Genomic DNA, 20630 nt, shown 5'->3' with positions numbered 1-20630 from the left:
GGATTTGCCCCTCACCCGCGCCGCGAGTACGGAATGCTGTGCACGTGCATCAGCGGCTTGGTCATACCGGGGGCGACCCGCACCTGGTGCGCCTTCGGGAACGTTTGGAGGCGATCCGAACCCGCTCGGAGAAGTCCACCTCGTGGCACTCGGCGGGCCGTTACCTGTCACGCCTGGTCAACCGGGAGGGCTACGTCCCGGTCAATACCCATATCAGCCGAGAGGACCTGGAGTTTCTGACCGGTGCGCGCGACGAGGTGATCGCCCTCACCGACCTGGCGCTGCGGCTGCTGGAGCTTCACCAGCCCCGGGACGCCGGCGGCATCTCCAGCGACCCCACCCACCTCAGCCGGCGCTGCCGGGCCTGCATGTGGCGCTGGCCCTGCCCGACCTTCCGCATCATCGACGAGTCCGCTCCCCGCTGAAATCCGGCGTTCAGCGGGGCGTGTTCACCCGGCCGGCCTCGTAGGCGCGGTGGACGGTCTGGGTTTGGCCACCAGCCGCGCCGCGGCCGACGCCCCGTGCCGTCCCCGTTCGGCCTGATCAACCGGCCACCGGCGGTCCACGCGCCCGCATCCGGTCACCTCACCACCGACACGGGCACAGGCCCGCCCCTACCGGGCGGGCCTGTGCGGATCCGTTTCCGATGCCGTCGCCGGGCGTCCTAGAGCGCGCCGCCGCGGCCTAAGGCGGTCAGGCGCCGTCCGGACGCTCCAGAGCCAGGTGGGGCAGGCGGCGGGCCAGCGGGGACGGCAGCCACCAGGCGCGGCGGCCGAGCAGCTGCATGGCGGCCGGGACGATCAGGCAGCGGATCACCACCGCGTCCAGCAGGATCGCCACCGCCAGGCCCAGGCCGAACTGCTGGAGCATGCGGCTGGGGCTGAGGATGAAGGCGGCGAACACCACGATCATGATGGCCGCCGCCGCGGTGATCACCCGGCCGGTGGCGGTCAGGCCCTCCCGGACGGCGTGGGAGTGATCCTGAGTGCGCCGCCACTCCTCGTGGATGCGCGACAGCAGGAACACCTCATAGTCCATGGACAGCCCGAACACGATCGCGAAGATCATCACCGGGATGAACGCCTCGATCGGACCCGGCTGCGCCCCCAGCCGCCCGTCCTGGAAGACGAAGGTGATCACCCCCAGCGAGGCGGCGATCGACAGCAGGTTCAGCAGCGCGGCCTTGAGGGGGATCAGCAGCGAGCGGAACACCGCCATCAGCAGCAGCGCCGACAGTCCCACCACGATCGCCACGAACAGCGGCATCCGCGCCGCGACCGACTCGGCGAAGTCCTGCGCGGCGGCGGTGGACCCGCCGACCAGGTAGCGCGCGCCGGTGCGCTCGGCCAGCGGCGGCAGCACGTCCTGGCGCAGCGTGCGGACGAGCTCGGCGGTGCCCTCGTCCTGCGGCGCGGTCTTGGGGAAGACGATGACGGTGGAGAGCGCGCCGTCGCGGGCCGGCAGCGGCGGGGTGGTGGCGGCGACACCGGGCGTGCCGGCCAGCGCGGCCCGCAGCTCCTGGGCCGCGGCCGGCTCGCCGGCGCTCACCACGATCAGCGGCCCGTTGAACCCCGGCCCGAACCCCTCGGCCAGCAGGTCGTAGGCCCGGCGGCTGGTGGACTCCGGCGAGTCGGTGCCCGCGTCGGCGAAGCCCAGCCGCATGTCCAGCGCCGGGGCCGCCAGCGCCAGCAGCGCCACCACGGCGACCAGCAGGGCGGCCAGCGGACGCCGCTGCACGGCCGTGGCGATCGCCCGCCAGCCTCGCCCCTCGACCCGGCCCTTGGCGTGGGCCTTGGCGGCGCGCTTGAGCACCAGGCGCTGGATGCGCCCGCCGAAGACCGCCAGCAGCGCCGGCAGCAGGGTCAGCGAGGCCGCCATGGTGACCAGCACGGTCAGCGCCACGGCCAGCGCCACGCCCTGCAGCGACCCCAGGCCCAGCGCCACCAGCCCCAGCAGCGCGACGATCACGGTGCAGCCGGCGAAGAAGACCGTCCGCCCGGCCGCCTCCAGCGCGATGCGGGTGGCCTCGTCCCGGTCCGCGCCACCGATCAGCTCGTGCCGGTAGCGGTGGAAGATCAGCAGCGCGTAGTCCACGCCGACGCCCAGCCCGACCAGCATCATGATCGGCGGGGTGAAGTCGGCGACGGTGAACACGTGCGAGGCCAGCGCGATCAGCCCGACCGCCCCGCCGACCGCGAGCGCCGCGGTCAGCAGCGGCAGCGCCGCCGCCAGCAGCGAGCCGAACAGCAGCACCAGCACCACCAGCGCCGCCATCATGCCCGCGCCCTCGGCGCCTCCGCCGCCCTCCTCCTCGGCCAGCTCGCGCACCGCGTCCCCGCCGACCTCGACCTGCAGGCCGTCTCGTGCGGCGGAGCGGGCGGTGTCCACGATCTTCGCGACGTGCTCTTTGGGCACGCTTTCGGGCCTGCCGGCAAGGGTGACGGTGGCGTACCCGATGGTGCCGTCGGCGGACAGCGCGGCGCGGTCCTGGAACGGGCTGCGCACCTCGGCGACACCGGGCAGGGCGCGCACCCGCTCGAGCGTCCGCTCGATGCCGGCGCGGTCGGCGGCCAGGCCGCCTGCGCCCTTGAAGACGATCTGGAGAGCGCCGCCCGCCTGCGCGGACCCGTGCTCGTTCAGCAGGTCGGCGGCCGCCTGGGAGTCGGTGCCCGGCAGCGAGAAGTCGTTGCGGTAGCCGCCGCCGGCGGCCTGCGCCGCCACGGTGATCGCGGCCACCAGCAGCACCCACAGCAGCAGGGCGCTCCAGCGGTGCCGCTGTGACCAGGCGGCCAGCTCGCCGAAACGGCCCGGGGCGGCGCGGACGGCGGCCGGGCCGCTCGCCACGGTCGGTTGGGGGGTCGAAGACATGCTCGTTCACCTCTGGTCGCGTGGTCGGGAACCTCGGCCGGCCCGGCGGGCCCCGATGAGGGCACCGGCCAGGGCGCACAGCACCGGAACGGCGATGAAGGCGGCCGGCGGCGCGCCGCCGCCGCCCGCACCGGGCGTGCGGCCGAGGACGAAGGTGACGACGGCGCCCACCGTCTCGATCAGCAGGAACCCCGCGGCCCCGCCGACCAGCAGGCCGACGAGGGCGGATGCGGCCCTGCCGGACGTGAAAGGCGTGTTCATGGCCGTCAGGCTCGGCGCACGGCTCACCCCCGGTCATCGGCCCTGCGTCGACACCCGCCGTACCGCCCAAGTTGCGGCCGCGCCGCGCGGCGTACACCCGTGGTTGCGTCCTCGCCCCGCGGGACGGCCGGGGCCGCGGAACCGACCTACTCTGGCCCCATGGCGTTCGGTAGGGCTGCGGGGGTGCGGCTGCCGCAGGGGCGCGCGGCGGACGCGGCGATCGCCGGTGGGATGTTCGCGCTGATGGCCGTCGCCGGGCTCAGGGCGTTCATCGGCGAGCGCCTGGAGCCGTGGCCGGTCACCGTCGCGGGCTGGGCGCTGACGGCCGCCGCCTGCGGGGCGCTGTACCTGCGGCGCCGGCGTCCGGTGGCCGTCGCCGTCTTCGTGCTGGCCGTCACCATCGCCTACTACCTCGGCAGCGCCTACGACGGGCCGCTGCTGGTGGTGTTCATCGTCGCGCTGTACACCGTCGCGGCCGAGGGACGCCTGCAGGCGGCCGTCGCGCTGGCCGCGCTGGCGCTGATCTGCGTGGGCGCCGGGACGCTGGCCGGCAACGACGAGGTCAACGGCATCGCCCTGTTCATGCTGGCCGGCTGGCTGGTGGCGGTGGTGGCGCTCGGGCAGGTCCGCCACGGCCGCCTGGCCTACCTGCAGGAGGTGCAGCGGCGGGCCGCCGGGGAGGAGCGGCTGCGCATCGCCCGGGAACTGCACGACGTGGTCGGCCACCACCTGTCGCTCATCAACGTCCAGTCGGCGGCGGCGCTGCACCGCATCGGCAAGGACCCGGCACAGGCCAAGGCCGCCCTCGGCGCGATCAAGGAGTCCAGCCGGACGGCGCTGCGGGACCTGCGCGCCACCTTGGGGGTGCTGCGGGAAAGCGGCGAACAGGCGCCCACCGCGCCCGCCCCGGGGCTGGCGCGGCTGGAGGAGCTGATCGAGTCGGCGCGGCTGGCCGGGCTGCAGGTGCACGCCGAGACCGGCGGCGAGCAGCGCCCGCTGCCCACCGAGGTGGATCTGGCCGCCTACCGCATCGTCCAGGAGGCGCTGACCAACGTGACCCGGCACGCCCGCGCCGGCGCGGTCACCGTCCGGCTCGACCACGGGCCGGGGGAGCTGACGGTGGAGGTCACCGACGACGGCCGCGGACCCGTCCCGCCGGCCGGCCCGCCCGGCAGCGGCATCAGCGGCATGCGGGAACGCGCCCGGGCGCTGGGCGGGGAGCTGGTCGCCGGGCCCCGTCCGGGCGGCGGGTTCACCGTCCGGGCCCGCCTGCCCTACCGGAACGGGGCGTCTGCGCGGTGAACCGTCCCCGCTCTTCGCAGGCCGCAGAGGAGTCAGCCATGATCAGGGTCTTGCTCGCCGACGACCAGCGGCTGGTGCGCGCCGGTTTCCGCTCCATCCTCGCCGACGAGGACGACATCGCGGTGGTGGGTGAGGCGGGCGACGGCGAGCAGACCGTCGAGGCCTGCCGCCGGCTGCGCCCCGACGTGGTGCTGATGGACATCCGCATGCCCGGGATGGACGGCCTGGAGGCGACCCGCCGGATCACCGCCGACCCGCGCCTGGAGAACGTCCGGGTGGTCATCTTGACCACCTTCGACCTGGACGACTACGTCTACGCCGCGCTGCGCGGCGGGGCCTGCGGCTTTCTGGTCAAGGACACCGAGCCGCAGGAGCTGATCCGCGCGGTGCGGGTGGCGGCCCGCGGCGACGCGCTGATCAGCCCGTCCGTGACCAGGCGGCTGATCGCCGAGTTCACCGGGCGGGTGAAGGCCCCCGCCCCCGACCCGCGGCTGAACGCGCTCACCGAGCGCGAACGCGAGGTCATGCGGCTGGTGGCCGCCGGGCTCAGCAACGACGAGATCGCCGGCCGCCTGGTCCTCAGCCCGGCCACCGCCAAGACCCATGTCAGCCGCATCATGAGCAAGCTGGGCGTGCGGGACCGCTCCCAGCTGGTGGTGCTGGCCTATGAGTCCGGCATGGTCAGCCCCGGCTGGCTGTCGTCATAGCCCCGCGGCCGCCCCGGCGGCAGGCAACGCACTCATCTCGCCGACCATTCTCAAATGGCCATATCCCGCCTTTTTTGAACATCTCACGGGGACATGTCCTCGCAGAATTGCAATAGTCTCGCCAAGCTCATAAATTCCAGCTCCACCACCCTTGGAAGCCGCCGGTGAACGTGTTATTCCTGGTGCGTCTCATCAGGTAGAAAAACATTCTCTGCAATGAGCTGGGAGGCTCAGATGAGGAAAAGTCTGGCGGCAGCGGCACTCGCGGCGTTCGCACTGGGCGGCGCCTTGTCGGCGGCGTCGGCGGCCGCGGCGGCCGAGCACGGCGCCGCCGCCGTGGAGCAGGCCGGGCAGCAGGCCTGCCGGGGCGAGTGCGGCCGCAACTACGGCCCCTGGGACGATTTCGGCTACTGGTACGGCCCTCAGTACAACGACTCCTACCACGACAACTGGTACGGACACGAGGACGCTCACAGTCCCCAGTACGGGTTCCAGCGCTAACGGGCCCGGCACCGCGGCCCTGAGCAGCAGCACACCAAGGGCAAGCACCGAAGCCCAAGGAGCACCGATATAAGAAAAAGCACCACGGCATCCACTGAAAAACCTCGGTGATCCCGAAGAATTTCAGCGGACATCGCCGCTTCACGGCCGCCGGCGACCCGACGAACCCTTTCAGCCGGCTGCCGCAGGCACCGGGAAGAGAAACAGCGGCCGTATGCCGCATGGCCCCACGCCGCCGCTTTCGACCGTTGCGCACACCGTCTGCAGTCCATGGCGGAGGCGGGCGGAAAGGGTTCGCCGTCGATGTGATGCAAGCACCTGCCGGCCGGTGAGGCGGGCCCGGGCGAAGCGCCCGCCCGCGTCACCGGCCGTCCGCCGTATCCCCCGAGAGCGGCCGCCGCCGCAGCGGCTCTCCCCTGAAGCCGGACGACCGCGCGGCCTCCCGGGCCTCGCGCAAGACGACCGCCCGCACGCACCGGCGAAGGCCGTCCACGAGCAGGCCGAGGCGGGGCCTTCCGCCCTACCGGAAAGTGCCGTAAGTCTCATATGGTGCCTTCGCCGGCCTTCTGTACCGAGTCGGACGGGCCAGGCCCGGCGGGCGCGAAAACGGCGGAGGAGGGGTTGCCTTGGCGGATGTCGGATCGGCGCTGGCCGACGTCGTCGGAGCCGAGCATGTGCTGTCGGGTGAGGAGATCTCGGCCGACTACGGCGGGGACGAGGCGCTGGGCGTCGCCCCGCAGCCGCCCGCCTTCGTGGTGCGCCCGGAGACGACCGAGCAGGTCGCCGGGGTGCTGCGGGTGGCCGGTGAGCACGGGCTCGCGGTGACCCCCCGGGGCTCGGGCACCGGGCTGTCGGGCGGGGCGGTGCCGGTCCCGGGCGGCCTGGTGCTCTCCCTTGAGCGGATGAACCGGGTGCTGGAGATCGACACCGCCAACCATGTGGCGGTGGTGCAGGCCGGGGTGACGCTGGGCGAGCTGGACCGGCTGACCGCCGAGGCGGGCCTGATCTACCCGGTGTTCCCCGGCGAGAGCAGCGCCAGCATCGGCGGGACCGTCTCCACCAACGCCGGCGGCATGCACGCGGTCAAGTACGGCGTCACCCGGCACCAGGTGCTGGGGCTGGAGGCGGTGCTGGCCGGCGGCGAGGTGATCCGCACCGGCGGCCGGTACGTCAAGACCTCCACCGGCTATGACCTGACCCAGCTCATCGTCGGCTCCGAAGGCACCCTCGCGGTGGTCACCGAGGCCACCTTGCGGCTGCGGCCGCGGGCCGCCCACCAGGCCAGTGTGCTGGCGCCGTTCTCGTCCCTGCGCGAGGTCACCGCCGCGGTGCCCAAGCTGGTGGGCAGCGGGCTGGACCCGCTGATCCTCGAGTACGTGGACATGCTGGCCATGGCGGCGATCACCGCGAACGCCGACGTGGACCTGGGGGTGCCGGAGCAGGTCCGGCAGACCACTCAGGCGTACCTGATCGTCACGTTGGAGAACCGTTCGGCCGAGCGGCTGGAGGCCGACATCGAGGCCCTGGGCGGGCTGCTGACCGAGCTCGGCGCCGCCGATGTGTACGTGCTGGAGAGCAACGCCGCCCGGGAGCTGATCACGGCCCGGGAGAAGGCGTTCTGGGCGGCCAAGAGCGCCGGGGCCGACGCCATCGTCGACGCCGTCATCCCCCGCGCCGACCTGGCCGACTTCTTCGAGGCGGTCGGCGGCATCGGCGAGCGGCGCGGCACGCTGATCGTCGGGTGCGGCCACGCCGGGGACGGCAACGTGCACCTGTCGGTCTTCCAGCCCGATCCCGAGAAGCTGACCGCGGTGCTGCGGGAGATCTTCACCGAGGCCATGGGGCGCGGCGGGGCGATCAGCGGCGAGCACGGCATCGGCCGGGAGAAGCGCCCCTACTTCCTGGACCTGGAGGACCCGGTCAAGCTGCGGCTGATGCGGCAGATCAAGCAGGTCTTCGACCCACAGGGCATCCTGAACCCCGGTGTCCTGTTCGACTGAAACGTTCGGAGAGTGACGTGAACGGTGCACAGGCGCTGCTGCACACCCTGGTGAACGCAGACGTCCAGGTGTGCTTCAGCAATCCGGGAACCTCGGAGATGCACCTGGTGGCCGCCTTGGACACGGTCCCGCGGATGCGCGGTGTGCTGTGCCTGTTCGAGGGGGTGGCGACCGGCGCGGCCGACGGCTACGGCAGGATGGCCTCCGCCCCCGCCGCGGTGCTGCTCCACCTGGGCCCGGGCCTGGCGAACGGGCTGGCCAACCTGCACAACGCACGGCGGGCCGGCACTCCGATCCTCAACATCGTCGGCGACCACGCCACCTACCACCAGCGCTACGACGCCCCGCTGGAGTCCGACATCCACGCGCTGGCCGGTTCCGTCTCCGGCTGGATCCGGCGTTCGGCCCGCAGCCGGGACGTTCCCGCCGACGCCGCCGAGGCCGTGGCGGCGGCGCTGACGCCTCCCGGACAGGTCGCCACGCTCATCCTGCCCGCGGACGTGTGCTGGTCGGAGGGCGCGCAGCCGGCGACGCCGGTGCGCTCCCGCCCGGCCTCGCCGGTGCACGATTCGGTGGTGGAGTCGGCCGCGGCCGTGCTCAAGAGCGGTGAGCCGTGCGCGCTGCTCCTCGGCGGGGGCGCCACCCGCCGTCACGGGCTGGAGGCCGCCGGCCGGATCGCCGCCGCCACCGGGGCCAAGCTGCTGTGCGAGACCTTCCCGGCCCGGCTGGAGCGCGGCGCCGGGCTGCCGGCCGTCGAGCGCCTGGCCTACCTGGGGGAGATGGCCGCCGCGCAGATGACCGGGCTGCGGCACCTGATCCTGGCCGGCGCCAAGCGCCCGGTGTCGTTCTTCGCCTACCCGAACCAGCCCAGCGACCTGGTCCCCGAGGGCTGCCAGGTGCATGTGCTCGCCGGGGACGGCGACGATGCGGCCGGTGCGCTCGCCCACCTGGCCGACCTGGTCGCCGGGGGCGTCGCCCCGCCCGTGCAGCAACCGTCCCGGCCCGAGCCGCCGTCCGGCCCGCTGACCGCGGAGAAGGCCGCCGCCGTGATCGGCGCGCTGCTGCCGGAGGACGCCATCGTCTCCGATGAGTCCAACACCTCGGGGCTGTGGCTGGCGGGCGCCACCGCCGGGGCTCCCCCGCACGACTGGCTCACCTTGACCGGCGGTGCGATCGGCCAGGGGATGCCGCTGGCGACCGGCGCGGCGATCGCCTGCCCGTCCCGTCCGGTGGTCTGCCTGGAGGCCGACGGAAGCGCGATGTACACCCTCTCGGCCCTGTGGACGCAGGCCCGGGAGGGGCTGGACGTGACCACCGTGATCTTCAACAACGGCTCCTACGCCGTTTTGAACATGGAGCTGGCCCGCGTCGGCGCCGACCCCAACTCCGCCGGCGAGGCGGCGCGCAGCATGTTCGACCTGTCCCGCCCCGATCTGGACTTCGTCTCGCTGGCCCAGGGCATGGGCGTGCCGGCCGGCCGCGCCCGCACGGCCGAGGAGCTGGCGGCGCAGTTCGGCAAGGCGCTCAGCGAGCCGGGGCCGCACCTGATCGAGGCGGTCGTCCCCTCGGTGTTTTGAGCCTGCGGCCCTCCGCTCAGCTCTCGCGGGGGGCCGGCGGCTGCAGCATCGGCACCAGGAACCGCCGGGCGATGTCGGCCAGCTGCTCTTCGTCGTCCAGGTCGACGATGAAGCTGGGGATGCCCAGGAACGAGGCGGAGATGCGGACCATCATCTCGGCCACCAGGTCGGTGTCCAGGTCCGGTGAGACGTTGCCGGCCTGCTGTTCGCGGCGCAGCTGGCCGGCGACGAACTGCCGCACCACGGCCAGCGTCCGCCCGCCGTCGCTGATCATGGAGGGCACCACCAGGTCCGGCTCGGTCTCGATCAGCCCGCCGATCAGCGGGTTGCGCCGGATGGCGCGCAGCGAGCTGACAAAGCCCAGCACCACCCGGTCGGCGGCGGTCTCGGCCTGCTGGATGTCGATGAGGAACTGGTCGAAGTAGCGGCGGAACTCCCGGCGCACCACCTGTTCGACCAGCGCGTCCTTGGTGGCGAAACGCCGGTAGACGGTGATCCGCGAGACCCCGGCCCGCCGGGCCACGTCCTCCATGGTGGACCGCTGGATGCCCATCCGGCAGAACTGCTCGTAGGCGGCGTCGAGAATGCGCGCGCTGGTCTCGTCCATGTCGTCGTTCTGTTCGACGGCATCGGTGTAGGCGCGCTCGATCAGCGACTCGTCCCCCGAGGTCGTCATGAGGAAGGACAACGTAGGCTCCACGATTTCCTCCTGAGACGACCCGACCCCACCCCTGAGACGACTGATTTTGCCCCAACCGAGGGCTTCCGGGGGCCCGGTGGATCCCTCACGCGGTGGGTCTTGTGAGCACCGACACAGTGTGCTGTTATTAGACATACCGTCGATGATACGCAGAAGCAGATCACGTTTCACCGTATCAAGACGTTGCTCTCGCCCCGAGGAGGAACGCAGGCATGAAGACACCCAGCAGGCGCAACGTGCTGGCGGCGGGCGGCGCGCTGGGCGCGGCCGGCGCGCTCGGCATCGCCACCCCCGCGCAGGCCCGGCCCGTGTGGACGTGGTCTCCCGAAGGCTCGGTCTTGGGCACCGGGACGGGTGCCGACCCGAGGGGAGTGTGGGACGAAGAGGCCGACCAGCTGGTGGCCGACATCATCCAGCGCGGCGATGTGCAGAAGGTCAACAAGGAGCTGCGCAAATGGCTCAAGAACGGCCAGCCGCTGCCCTCAGGGCTGCCCAAGGACCTGAAGGACTTCATTGAGAAGGCCAAGCAGCTGCCGCCGTGGGCCGACAAGAACAAGCTGGCCACCGCCTTCCACTTCAACGAAAAGCGCGGGCTCTACCTCGGTGTCACCTACGGCTTCGTCAGCGGGATGATGAGCACCGTCATCCCCCGGGAGGCGCGGGCGGTCTACTACTCCTGGGGCGGCGCGAACCTGCGGGACCGCATCACCAAGACCGCCAAGCTGGGGTACGACATCGGCACCGCCAACGCCTACGAGCCGGACGGCGAGCTGATCGTGACCTGCATCAAGACCCGGCTGGCCCACGCGGGCGTGCGGCACCTGCTGCCCAAGTCCCCCTACTGGAACAAGGTCGCCGAAGAAGAGATCCCGATCAGCCAGGCCGACATGATGGTCACCTGGCACAGCCTGCCCACCAGCGTCATGCGGCAGCTGAAGACCTGGAAGGTGCCGATCCCGGACAACGAGGCCGAGGCGTTCCTCCACTCCTGGCAGCTGTGCGCCTACATGCTCGGCATCAAGGAGGAGTACATCCCCAACTCCTGGGACCAGGCCGAGTCCCAGGCCCGGCAAGTGCTGGACCCGATCCTGGGCCCCACGCCCGAGGGCATCAAGCTGGCCGACATGCTGCTCAACATCGGCACGCTGGTGCCGGGCGGGCCGCTGAAGTACGTCACCCGGCCCATCCTGGGCTCGCTGACCCGCTACACGCTCGGCGACCAGATCGCCGACTGGCTGAAGATCCGGCGGGATCCGTTCTGGGACAACGTCTTCAACACCCTGTGGGAGCCCTTCATCGCCGTCCGCGAGGGCCTGCTGTCGTTGGAGAAGGCTCCGGGCGCCCTGTCGAAGTTCTACTGGACCTTCGATGAGATCCTGCGCCTGGGCGTGCTGACCGTGCTGTCCGGCGCGCAGTTCCCGATCAGCATCGAGATCCCCTACTCCAACAACCCGAACTACCCCTCCTGATCCCGGCCGTCCCGCGGCCGGGCGGCGCCTCCCGTCCCGGGCTCGGAACCCGCCGGGTTCCGGGCCCGCGGCGTCCTGCGGCCCGGGACGGATCCCCCGTCCTCGTGCGACCATGAAGGCTCCGCTGCGACAGGGGGTCCCATGCGCAAGCCGCTCAGCATCGCCGTGGCCCAGCCGCCGTGCGTCTCCTACGACGTCGCGGCGAACGCGGCGACGCATGCGGACGTGGTGCGTTCCGCGGGCGCGCGGGTGGTGGTCTTCCCCGAGATGTCCCTGACGGGGTACGAGCTGGACGCCCCGGCGATCACGGCCGGCGATCCGCGGCTGGCGCCGCTGGTGCGGGCGTGCGCCCGGACCGGGACGGTGGCGCTGGCGGGCGCCCCGGTGCGCGGCGAGTCGGGCGCGGCGCACATCGCGATCCTGGCCTTCGAGGGCACCGGCGCGCGCGTGGCCTACCGCAAGATGTGGCTGGGCGCCGCCGAGGCCGAGCGGTTCGCCCCGGGCGGCGAGCCGGCCGTGCTGGAGGTCGATGGACGCCGGCTGGGCCTGGCGATCTGCAAGGACACCGGCATCGTCCGGCACTCCGCCGACACCGCGGCGCTGGGCATGGACGTGTATGTCGCCGGGGTGCTGGAGCACGCTAAGGACGCCGCCGTCCGGGACGAGCGCGCCCGCCGCATCGCCGCCGATCACCGGGTCTGGGTCGCGGTGGCCAGTTTCGCCGGCTCCACCGGCGGCGGCTTCACCCGTGCCGCCGGGGGCTCGGGCATCTGGGCGCCCGGCGGAGCCGTGCTCGCCCAGGCGGGCACCGAGGCCGGCGCCGTCGTCCGCGCCGTGCTCGAGTGAACGCGCAGACCGGCTGGATTTCCACGCGCGGGGCGTCATCGCCGCTTTCTTCCCGGCGGCCTCGCGGCCGGCGGCGAAGCCGCCCTTGATACCGCGGGTTCGCGCCGCATGGGAAACAGCCGGAATGGCCACCCATTCCGAACGTCGTTCACCCTCCGCCCCTCACAGGGGCGGCTCTGTTCCCGCGAACCCACAGAGGAAAACCCGCATAACACTACTTTCCCGACAAATCAGAACCACTCCAAAAGTGACCGGAAGTGGCCCGGTCATCACTCCGCGTCCTCTCGCGCATCGCCGCGAACCATGGAACTCCCCCGGCCGCGGCCGAACGCCGCAAGGAAGCCCTGGCGGCGGGGCCGAGTCGCATGCTCAAGCCCGCGTCCTCCCCCTGGAGGAGGAGAGAAGGCCGGGCCATGGGCGGATGCCACCGGCCGGACCGGGGCATAGCGTGGAGGACATGAGCAAAACGGTTTTGAAGATCGCGGGAATCCTGCTGGCCGCCTGGCTGATCTTTTCGGTGCTCGGCGCGATCTTGTCGACGGTGAAGTTCTTCCTGCTGGTGGGCCTGATCGCGGCCGTCGTGATGCTGGTCGTCACATTGATCACCAAGCGCTGAACAAAGCCCCCGATCAAGGCCTTGTCGGCAAGTATCCGGTTATCGCAGGATGGGGCGCACCATAAGCCGGAACGGCCGAAGGGGGCCCCACCCATGCAGCCTCTGACCGATGTGCTCCGCGAACGCGCACAGGCCACCCCCGACAAGATCGCGTTCTATTACGGCGACCGCGAGATCACCTACCGGGAATTCGACGAACGGGTGGACCGGGCGGCCACCGCCCTGCACGCGGCCGGGGTCGGTCCCGGCGACCGCGTCGCCATCTTGGACAAGAACTCCATCGAATACGTCGAGCAGCTGTTCGCCGCGGCCCGGCTGGGCGCCGTCCAGGTCCCGGTCAACTACCGGCTGGCCCCGCCGGAGGTCGCCTACATCGTCAACGACGCCCGCGCCAAGGTCTTCATCGTCGGACCGGAGTTCACCGAGCTGCTGGACGCCGTGGCCGGCGACCTGGAGCACACCACCCACCTGGTGGTGATCGGCGGCGAGCACACCGCCGCCCCCCGGCTCGACTACGCCGAGTGGGTCGCCTCGCACGAACCGGCCCCGCCCGCCCACCAGGCGGCCACCTCGGACGTGTTCGTGCAGCTGTACTCCTCGGGCACCACCGGGCGGCCCAAGGGGGTGATGCTCACCCACGACAACTTCCTGTCGATCCTGCCCAGCACCGCCGAGCTGTGGGAGCTGGACGAGCACACCCGGATGATGATCGCGATGCCCATGTACCACATCGCGGGCAACGCGCTCAGCGTCGCCGTGGTGTTCGACGGCATCACCGGGGTGATCTGCCGCGAGCCCGACCCGGTCGGCATCGCCCGCGAGATCGAGCGCCGCCAGGTCACCCACCTGTTCCTGGTGCCGGTGCTGCTGCTGTTCTGGCAGAGCATCCCGGAGGTCGCCGAGTGCGACCTGTCCAGCCTGCGGGTGCTGCTGTACGGGGCGTCCCCGATCAGCCAGGAGGTGCTGCGCGGCGCCATGAAGCTGCTGCCGGGCACCAAGTTCTTCCAGGTGTACGGGCTGACCGAGACCACCGGCGCGGTCACCGCGCTGCCCCCGGAGGACCACGACCCCGACGGCCCCAACGCGCACCGGCTGGCCAGCGCGGGCGTCCCCAACGAGGGCACCGAGATCAAGATCGTGGACCCGTCCACCCTGGAGGAGCTGCCCACCGGCCAGGTCGGCGAGATCTGGGTGCGCTCCCCGCAGAACATGCTGGGCTACTGGAACATGCCCGAGGCCACCGCATCCGCGCTGCCCGGGGACGGCTGGTTCCGCACCGGCGACGCCGGCTACCTGGACGCCGACGGCTACCTCTACATCCACGACCGGGTCAAGGACATGATCATCTCCGGTGGGGAGAACATCTACCCCGCCGAGGTGGAGAACGTCCTGATGAGCCACCCCAAGGTCGCCGACTGCGCGGTCATCGGGGTGCCCAGCGACAAGTGGGGCGAGACCCCCAAGGCGATCGTGGTCAAGGCCGGCGAGGTCACCGAGCAGGAGATCATCGACTACTGCCGCGAGCGGCTGGCCCACTTCAAGTGCCCCACCTCGGTGGACTTCATCGACGTCATCCCCCGCAACCCCACCGGCAAGGTCCTCAAGCGCGAGCTGCGCAAGCCCTACTGGGAGGGCCACGAACGCGCCGTCCACTGAGCCCGCGCGGCGGATGACGCCGCGCCGGTGAGCGGACGCCGCAGGAGCTCTCACGGTGGCGCCCGGTCCTCTGCGGGCCGGGCGCCACCGCGCGTTTTCGCGGTCGCCGGTAGCGGTCCGCCCGATAAGAAAGGACTTGCTTGCCGACACCGTCCGAAACCCGAAGGAAAGCCACCGATGTCGGTGATCATGCCGTTAGTCTGATCTTGCCGAGATCCGGTGCAGGATCCTCGTGGAGCATGGGAGCAGACCTTGGACGCTGACGGCCCCGTCCCGACCGACATCCCCACCGACGTGCCGACCTCCGCCCGGATCTACAACTGGGCGCTGGGCGGCAAGGACAACTTCGAAATCGACCGGCAGTTCGCGCTGCAGAACATCCACTACAGCCCCGAGATCGTCGACGCCGCCCGGGAGAACCGGCTGTTTTTGTACCGGGTGGTGCGCTACCTGGCGGCCGAGGCCGGCATCCGCCAGTTCATCGACCTGGGCTGCGGCCTGCCCACCGAGAACAACGTCCACCAGGTGGCCCAGCAGTTCGTCTCCGACGCGCGGGTGCTGTACGTCGACATCGACCCGATCGTGCTCGCCCATGCCCGCGCCCTGCTGGCCGGGGACGGCTCCACCGTGGTCATCACCGCCGACATGCGCGACCCCGAGGCCATCTTGGAGCACCCCGACGCCAAGCGCCTGATCGACTTCAGCGAGCCGCTGGCGGTGCTGTACCTGTCGGTCGGTCACCACATCAAGGACGAGGACGATCCGCACCGGGTCCTCTACACCATCATCGACCGCGCCGTCCCCGGCAGCTACCTGGCCTTTACCCAGGTGGTGAGCACCGATCCCCCCGAGCGGCGCGCCGAGCTGGACGCGATCGCCAACGCCGGCGGCGTCCCCTGGCAGACCCGCAGCCCCGAAGAGGTCGACGCGCTGCTGCTGGGGCACGGTCTGGAGCCGGTCGAGCCGGGCCTGGTCGACATCAACAACTGGCGCCCCGACCCCGACCAGCCGCCGCTGGCGCCCGTCCCCCCGGAGCTGAAGCCGTACGAGGGCGCCTCCAAGCTCCGCAAGGAGCGGTTCGAGTACGGCGGCCTGCTCAAGAAGCCGTAAGCGGTTCCCGCCCGGACGGACGCCTCAGCCCACGGGGCGCCGTCCGGGCATCCGGACCACCGGCCCGGGCGCGCCGGTGGTCCGGCGGCGATGACGATCTCGGTGCCGCCGCCCGCGCCGGCCGGCGGGTCGCCGCCACCGAGCACGCACCGGTTCAGCGGGTCGCCGGCCGGGAACCGGTCCGGCCCGCAGAGGGTGAGCGATCAGAACGCCTCGACCGGCGGGGAAGCGCACCCGGCAGGTGTCGCGCCCGTTCAGGGGGCCGAATCTGGGGTCGAACCAGCAGATCGGGTACGGCGCGTCCGCGGCGAGGTCGGCGCCGAGGCCGTTCAGGCTGATGCAGGCGCGGGTGAAGCAGCCGGTGCCGAAGGTTCTCCGGCCTTTGCCCCCACTTGTTAGTCAGCTTGGCGACGCGCAAGGCGCCGATGTCCAAGCGGTGGAAGGCGAGCCGCGCTCCGTGCCGCACCGCCGCCGCAGCCGCTCACCGGGGACGACGCCCCATGCGGCCAGCCAGGCGATCTGCGGCATGTCGGTCCGCCGTCATCACCAGCGGCCGCCCGCGGATCGTCGCCTCGTAGGCCGGTCGCACGGTCCGGAGAGGGCCGGATGCGGGGCGAGCGGGCAGGGGAGCGTGGCCGCAGCCGCGGTGACCAGGGCTTTGCGGCGAGTCCACCGGATCCTCTTCATCACGCCGTCTCTGCGGTGCGTCACGATCAGGGAGGATGCCGCGTCCCGGAACGTCACGGGTGCCGCCAAAACTCCAGCCCCCTGTACCAGGGCCGGGCGCCGAATGGTTTCGCCGGAGCTTGGCGTTCCCGGATGCTGCGGGCTCCCGGTTCTTTCAGCAGAACAACGGCCTTGCAGCACGTCAAGACCGAGGCGATCGGTCGCCCGGCCGAACCCTGCGAGCAGATGGACGCCGGCTGCCAGGGGGCATATCCACGCGCGCCTGCTATAACCGAACGAATTTCTAGTAGCCGTCCTATAAATTCAGAGAATATCCATGGAAGAGCAGGCCGTCCCGCCAGTGTGACCTTTAACCAAGCCGCTCGAAAGTACGCCCCCGACGCCCGGGACGTCCGTCTCGATACCCATGCTCCCGCCGTGCTGCGCAGCGTCATCCACCGCGCCGCCTCCAAGGAGCTGAAACCCTTTGAAGGGGCGTCCAAGCGCCGCCAGGACCCGTTCGAGCGGGGGCCGCCGAAGAAGGTCGCCGCTGCGTGAGCACAGAAACAGCAGCAGCGGTGGCCTCGTCCGTGCCGCCTCGGCCATGGGGCGCGGCAGACCGGAGCCGCTCGCGTCACCCGAAATAAGGATGATCGAATTTCATCTTTTCGGATCGAGTGTTATTGGGACGGCGAACCGGCCCGCCGCAGGACGCCACCGAAGATCACCAAAAAAGACGGAATCGTCCCCATTCGCCCAGTAGTCTGCTGCCACCGACCGGCCGTGAGCAGACGGGAGTGCATGGTGGCCGCTGACGAATCGATCCCGCAAATCCGCACGGACGTCCCGGCATCCGCCCGCATGTACGGCTGGGCCCTGGGCGGGAAGGACAATTACGAGATCGACCGGCAGTTCGTGCTGGAAGGCGCGAAGCTGTTCCCCGAAGGCATCAACATGGCCCGGGAGAACCGGCTGTTTCTGTACCGGGTGGTGCGCTACCTGGCGGCCGAGGCCGGCATCCGCCAGTTCATCGACCTGGGCTGCGGCCTGCCCACCGACAACAACACCCACCAAGTCGCCCAAAAGCACGCACCCGACGCCCGGGTCGTCTACGTGGACATCGACCCGATCGTGCTCGCCCATGCCCGCGCCCTGCTGGCCGGGGACGGCTCCACCGTGGTCATCACCGCCGACATGCGCGACCCCGAGGCCATCCTGGAGCACCCCGACACCAAGCGCCTGATCGACTTCAGCGAGCCGCTGGCCGTGCTGTACCTGTCGGTCGGCCACCACCTGCTGGACGCCGATAACCCCCGCACCGTGCTGCACGGCGTCATCGACCGCGCCGTCCCCGGCAGCCACCTGGCCTTCACCCAGGTCGTCAGCGACGACCCGGACGCCCGCGCCAAGTCCAACGAGCAGATGAAAAAGAGCGGCGTGCCCTGGCAGACCCGCAGCCCCGAAGAGGTCGACGCGCTGCTGCTCGGGGGCGGGCTGGAGCCGGTCGAACCGGGCCTGCTCGACATCAACGACTGGCGCCCCGACCCCAACCAGCCGCCGCTGCCGCCCGTGCCCAAGGAGCTGGAGCCGTTCGTCAAGACGGCCACGCTCCGCCGCACCGTGTACGAGTACGGCGGTCTGCTGATCAAGACCGGCTGAGCCTGAGCGGCGCCGGTGCCGCGCATGCGGCTCGCGGCACCGGCGCACCAGGCGTCAGGCGCGCTTGGTCATGCTGTAGCGCAGCCGGCGCATCGGGTTTTCGATCTCGGGCTTGATCCCGGAGGTCTCGAACAGCTCCCCGACCCGGTCGGCGAAGTCAGCCGGGTCCCAGCGCGCCCCGCCGTTTTCGATGACGGCGGCGGACTCATACGGCCGGTAGAGCTCCACCGCATCGCCCTGCACGCCGAAGACCTTGCCGCTGATGGAACCGGCCTGGTCGCTGCACAGGAACGCCACGAACGGCGCCACGTTGTCGGGGTGCCAGAAGTCGAAGCCCCCGCCGTCCCCGCCTTCGATCTTGCCGTAGGCGCCCTCGGTCATCCGGGTGCGGGCGGCCGGGGCGATGGCGTTGCAGGTCACCCCGTAGCGGGCCATCTCCAGCGCGACGATCGTGGAGAACGCGGCGATGCCGGCCTTGGCCGCCCCGTAGTTGGACTGGCCGAAGTTGCCCAGCAGCCCGGAGGAGGACGCGGTGCACACGATCCGTCCGGGCCGCCCGTTGTTCTTCCAGTACTCGCAGGCGAAGTGGGTGGGCGCATAATGGCCGCGCAGATGCACCTTGATGACGGCGTCCCACTCCTCGGGGGTCATCTTCACCAGGGTGCGGTCGCGCAGGATGCCGGCGTTGTTGACCAGCGCGTCCAGCCCGCCGAACGTCTCCACGGCGGTGTCGATGAGAGCCTTGGCGTCGTCGATCTCGCTGACGTCGCCCACGTGCAACGCAGCCTGCCCGCCCATCGCGGTGATCTCGTCGACGACCGCCTTGCCCGCCTCGGCGTCGAATTCGTTGACCACCACGGCGGCCCCCTGCCGGGCCAGTTCCAGGGCCTCGCCCCGGCCGATGCCCCGCCCGGCACCGGTGACGATCGCGACCTTGCCGTCCAGAAGCGCACTCATAGCGCCGAACCATAATCGGCCGCCTCGGCCCGCCCCGACGGCCGCCCTCCGGAAAGTGACGCTCTCACACCCCCCGCCGTCACCTGCTGTGCTCACTCCCCGCGGCGACGGGCGAGCAACAGCAGCAGGACGCCGCAGGCGGCGCCGGTGAACTGGAAGGCGGCCATGCCGAGCAGCAGGCCGGGGCCGCCGAGCGAGCCGGCCAGGGCACCGGCCAGGGCGGCGCCCACCGCCGCCGAGCCGATCTTGAGGCTGCCGCCGGTGGTGTTGACCTGGCCGAGCCGGTCGGCGGGGGCCTCGCGCTGGCGGACGGTCAGCGTGGCGGCGAACACCGGGCCGTCGCAGATCCCGGCGAGGAGGAAACCGGCCAGCGCCCACGGCAGGGAGGGCGCCCAGACGGTCACGGCCAGTGCCGTCCCGAAGGCCGCCATGCCGGCCATCAGCACCCATTCGGCCCGCCGCGCCGACAGCCAGCGCGCCGACCCCAGCGACCCGATCAGCGACCCGGCGGCGAAGGCGGCGATCAGCTGGCCGCCCACCCCGGCGCTGCGCCCGATGTGCTCGGCGAACAGGACGGCGGTGACCGCGACCGCCCCCATGCCCAGGAACGCCAGGGTGGTCGCCACGGTCACCGCGCGCAGCACCGGGTTGCCCAGCAGCACCACGATCCCCCCGGCGATCACATCCAGCGCCGGGGCCCGTCCCTTGAGTGCCGGGACGTCCTTCTTCATCTCGGGGGCGGGTTCTTTGGAGAGGGCCGCTCCAACCCGCTCATCGCGCGGCGTCTCCGCCTCGCCGGGACCGGCGTTCCCCGCAGAGGGGCCGCCGCTGCCCTGCGCCTCAGCGGTGACAGCGTGGCAGGCCGCTCCGCCGGGCCCGGCGCTCCCCGCCGGACGCCCTTCCTCCCGCGCCTCGGCGGGCTCTGGACGGGCCGTGGCGCCGCCGCGGCCGATCGCCGCGGCGGGCTGCTCGGAATGTTCCCCGGCCGCCCGGCGCCCGGCGTCCTGCGAGCGGGTTCCGGCGGTGTCGGGGCCGACCGCCGGAGCGAGTTCCGCGGCCGGTCGCTCCCCGGTCTCCTCCGGCCGCCGGGCGGGGGCGGGACGATGGCCGGGGGGAGGGACGGACAGCAGCGGCAGCAGCGTCATGCCGAGGGTGGCGCAGCCGACGACCGCGGCACCGGCATAGCCCGCCCCGAGCGCCGCGGTCAGCCCGGCCGCCAGTCCCGGGCCGGCGATGGCGGCGATGTTGTAGGTCGCCGCCTCCAGCCCGTAGGCCCAGGTCAGCCGGTGGGCCGGGACGAAGCGGGGCAGCAGGCCGGTGAAGGCCACCACGACCGGCTCGGTACAGCCGATCGCGACGGCGAAGGCCAGCGCCAGCAGCAGCGGCACCCGCCCGGCCGTCAGCAGCAGGAAGGCGGCGGCCAGCAGGTAGCAGGCCGTCATCGTCAGCGCGAAGGCGCGCGGCCGGGCGGTGCGGTCGAGGGTGTGGCCGGTGATCGGGCCGGCCAGCACATAGGGGAGCATGATCGCCGCTTGGAGGAAGCCGGCGGTCGCGGCCTGTCCCGTTCGGGCCTGGACGACCAGCACCAGCGCGGTGCCCAGCCCTTCGGCGGAGATCCTCAGCAGCGTGGCGGCCCCGAGATGCACCGTGTGCGCGGAGGGACGCCGGACCACCCGGAGCATCAGCACCACAGCGGCGGATCGAAGTAACGCATGGCGTAAGTGAGCATAAATCG

17 protein-coding genes are annotated in these 20630 nt (G+C 71.7%); 12 read left to right on the top strand and 5 right to left on the bottom strand.

The genetic code is table 11. The annotated features are described in order from the left end of the window. Positions 1-104: 104 nt before the first annotated feature. Positions 105-425: a hypothetical protein gene (locus tag TCUR_RS00560; protein WP_245536947.1), complete on the top strand. Its 321-nt coding sequence runs from the start codon at positions 105-107 to the stop codon at positions 423-425. A gap of 268 nt (positions 426-693) precedes the next feature. On the opposite strand, the gene TCUR_RS00555 is transcribed toward TCUR_RS00560, so the two are convergent. Beyond that, the gene (locus TCUR_RS00555) at positions 694-2868 is read right to left on the bottom strand and encodes an MMPL family transporter (RefSeq protein ID WP_012850505.1); all 2175 of its coding nucleotides are present in this window, start codon (positions 2866-2868) and stop codon (positions 694-696) included. Positions 2869-2874: 6 nt separating this feature from the next. Further along, positions 2875-3129: a hypothetical protein gene (locus tag TCUR_RS00550; RefSeq protein WP_012850504.1), complete on the bottom strand. Its 255-nt coding sequence runs from the start codon at positions 3127-3129 to the stop codon at positions 2875-2877. A 159-nt stretch (positions 3130-3288) separates the two neighbouring features. Here TCUR_RS00550 and TCUR_RS00545 point away from each other — a divergent pair, with 159 nt between their 5' ends. The 5 genes from TCUR_RS00545 to TCUR_RS00525 all read left to right on the top strand — a co-directional run bounded on the left by TCUR_RS00545 (position 3289) and on the right by TCUR_RS00525 (position 9216). Beyond that, the gene (locus tag TCUR_RS00545; protein ID WP_041439134.1) at positions 3289-4431 is read left to right on the top strand and encodes a sensor histidine kinase; all 1143 of its coding nucleotides are present in this window, start codon (positions 3289-3291) and stop codon (positions 4429-4431) included. A 38-nt stretch (positions 4432-4469) separates the two neighbouring features. Beyond that, entirely contained in the window at positions 4470-5138 is a 669-nt protein-coding gene (locus TCUR_RS00540) for a response regulator (RefSeq protein ID WP_012850502.1), read from the top strand. Between the two features lie 234 nt (positions 5139-5372). Continuing rightward, on the top strand, positions 5373-5639 hold the full coding sequence (locus tag TCUR_RS00535) for a hypothetical protein (protein WP_012850501.1): 267 nt from the start codon (positions 5373-5375) through the stop codon (positions 5637-5639). Between the two features lie 626 nt (positions 5640-6265). Next, positions 6266-7639 (top strand): FAD-binding oxidoreductase, encoded by a 1374-nt coding sequence (locus TCUR_RS00530; RefSeq protein ID WP_012850500.1) that lies wholly within the window; start codon positions 6266-6268, stop codon positions 7637-7639. 17 nt (positions 7640-7656) lie between these two features. Next, complete coding sequence (locus TCUR_RS00525) at positions 7657-9216, top strand: acetolactate synthase large subunit (RefSeq protein ID WP_012850499.1); 1560 nt, start codon at positions 7657-7659, stop codon at positions 9214-9216. Between the two features lie 16 nt (positions 9217-9232). Here the strand turns inward: TCUR_RS00525 and TCUR_RS00520 are convergent, their stop codons facing one another. Then, positions 9233-9916, bottom strand: a complete 684-nt coding sequence (locus tag TCUR_RS00520; protein ID WP_012850498.1) for a TetR/AcrR family transcriptional regulator — start codon at positions 9914-9916, stop codon at positions 9233-9235. 212 nt (positions 9917-10128) lie between these two features. Here TCUR_RS00520 and TCUR_RS00515 point away from each other — a divergent pair, with 212 nt between their 5' ends. The 6 genes from TCUR_RS00515 (at position 10129) to TCUR_RS00495 (ending at position 17938) form a co-directional block, all read left to right on the top strand. Continuing rightward, entirely contained in the window at positions 10129-11385 is a 1257-nt protein-coding gene (locus TCUR_RS00515) for an oxygenase MpaB family protein (protein WP_012850497.1), read from the top strand. 141 nt (positions 11386-11526) lie between these two features. Further along, positions 11527-12231, top strand: a complete 705-nt coding sequence (locus TCUR_RS00510; protein WP_012850496.1) for a carbon-nitrogen hydrolase family protein — start codon at positions 11527-11529, stop codon at positions 12229-12231. A 457-nt stretch (positions 12232-12688) separates the two neighbouring features. Then, a complete protein-coding gene (locus TCUR_RS26795; protein WP_169312971.1) occupies positions 12689-12847 on the top strand; it encodes a hypothetical protein in 159 nt (52 codons plus the stop codon). A 93-nt stretch (positions 12848-12940) separates the two neighbouring features. Next, positions 12941-14503 (top strand): long-chain-fatty-acid--CoA ligase, encoded by a 1563-nt coding sequence (locus TCUR_RS00505; protein WP_012850494.1) that lies wholly within the window; start codon positions 12941-12943, stop codon positions 14501-14503. Positions 14504-14755: 252 nt separating this feature from the next. Next, positions 14756-15613: an SAM-dependent methyltransferase gene (locus tag TCUR_RS00500; protein ID WP_012850493.1), complete on the top strand. Its 858-nt coding sequence runs from the start codon at positions 14756-14758 to the stop codon at positions 15611-15613. 1470 nt (positions 15614-17083) lie between these two features. Beyond that, positions 17084-17938 carry an SAM-dependent methyltransferase gene (locus TCUR_RS00495; RefSeq protein ID WP_012850491.1) on the top strand — a complete coding sequence of 285 codons (855 nt, stop codon included), beginning with the start codon at positions 17084-17086 and terminating at the stop codon, positions 17936-17938. A 54-nt stretch (positions 17939-17992) separates the two neighbouring features. Here TCUR_RS00495 and TCUR_RS00490 read toward each other — a convergent pair whose 3' ends face one another. Then, positions 17993-18895, bottom strand: a complete 903-nt coding sequence (locus TCUR_RS00490; RefSeq protein ID WP_012850490.1) for an SDR family NAD(P)-dependent oxidoreductase — start codon at positions 18893-18895, stop codon at positions 17993-17995. A gap of 92 nt (positions 18896-18987) precedes the next feature. Beyond that, positions 18988-20577, bottom strand: coding sequence for an MFS transporter (locus TCUR_RS24465; RefSeq protein WP_012850489.1), 1590 nt, complete (start codon positions 20575-20577; stop codon positions 18988-18990). Between the last annotated feature and the right edge of the window lie 53 nt (positions 20578-20630).

The sequence above is a fragment of the Thermomonospora curvata DSM 43183 genome, assembly GCF_000024385.1.
Classification (GTDB): Bacteria; Actinomycetota; Actinomycetes; order Streptosporangiales; family Streptosporangiaceae; genus Thermomonospora; species Thermomonospora curvata.
Note: the sequence above shows the minus strand (reverse complement) of the source record. Positions and strands in the feature narration are given on the sequence as shown.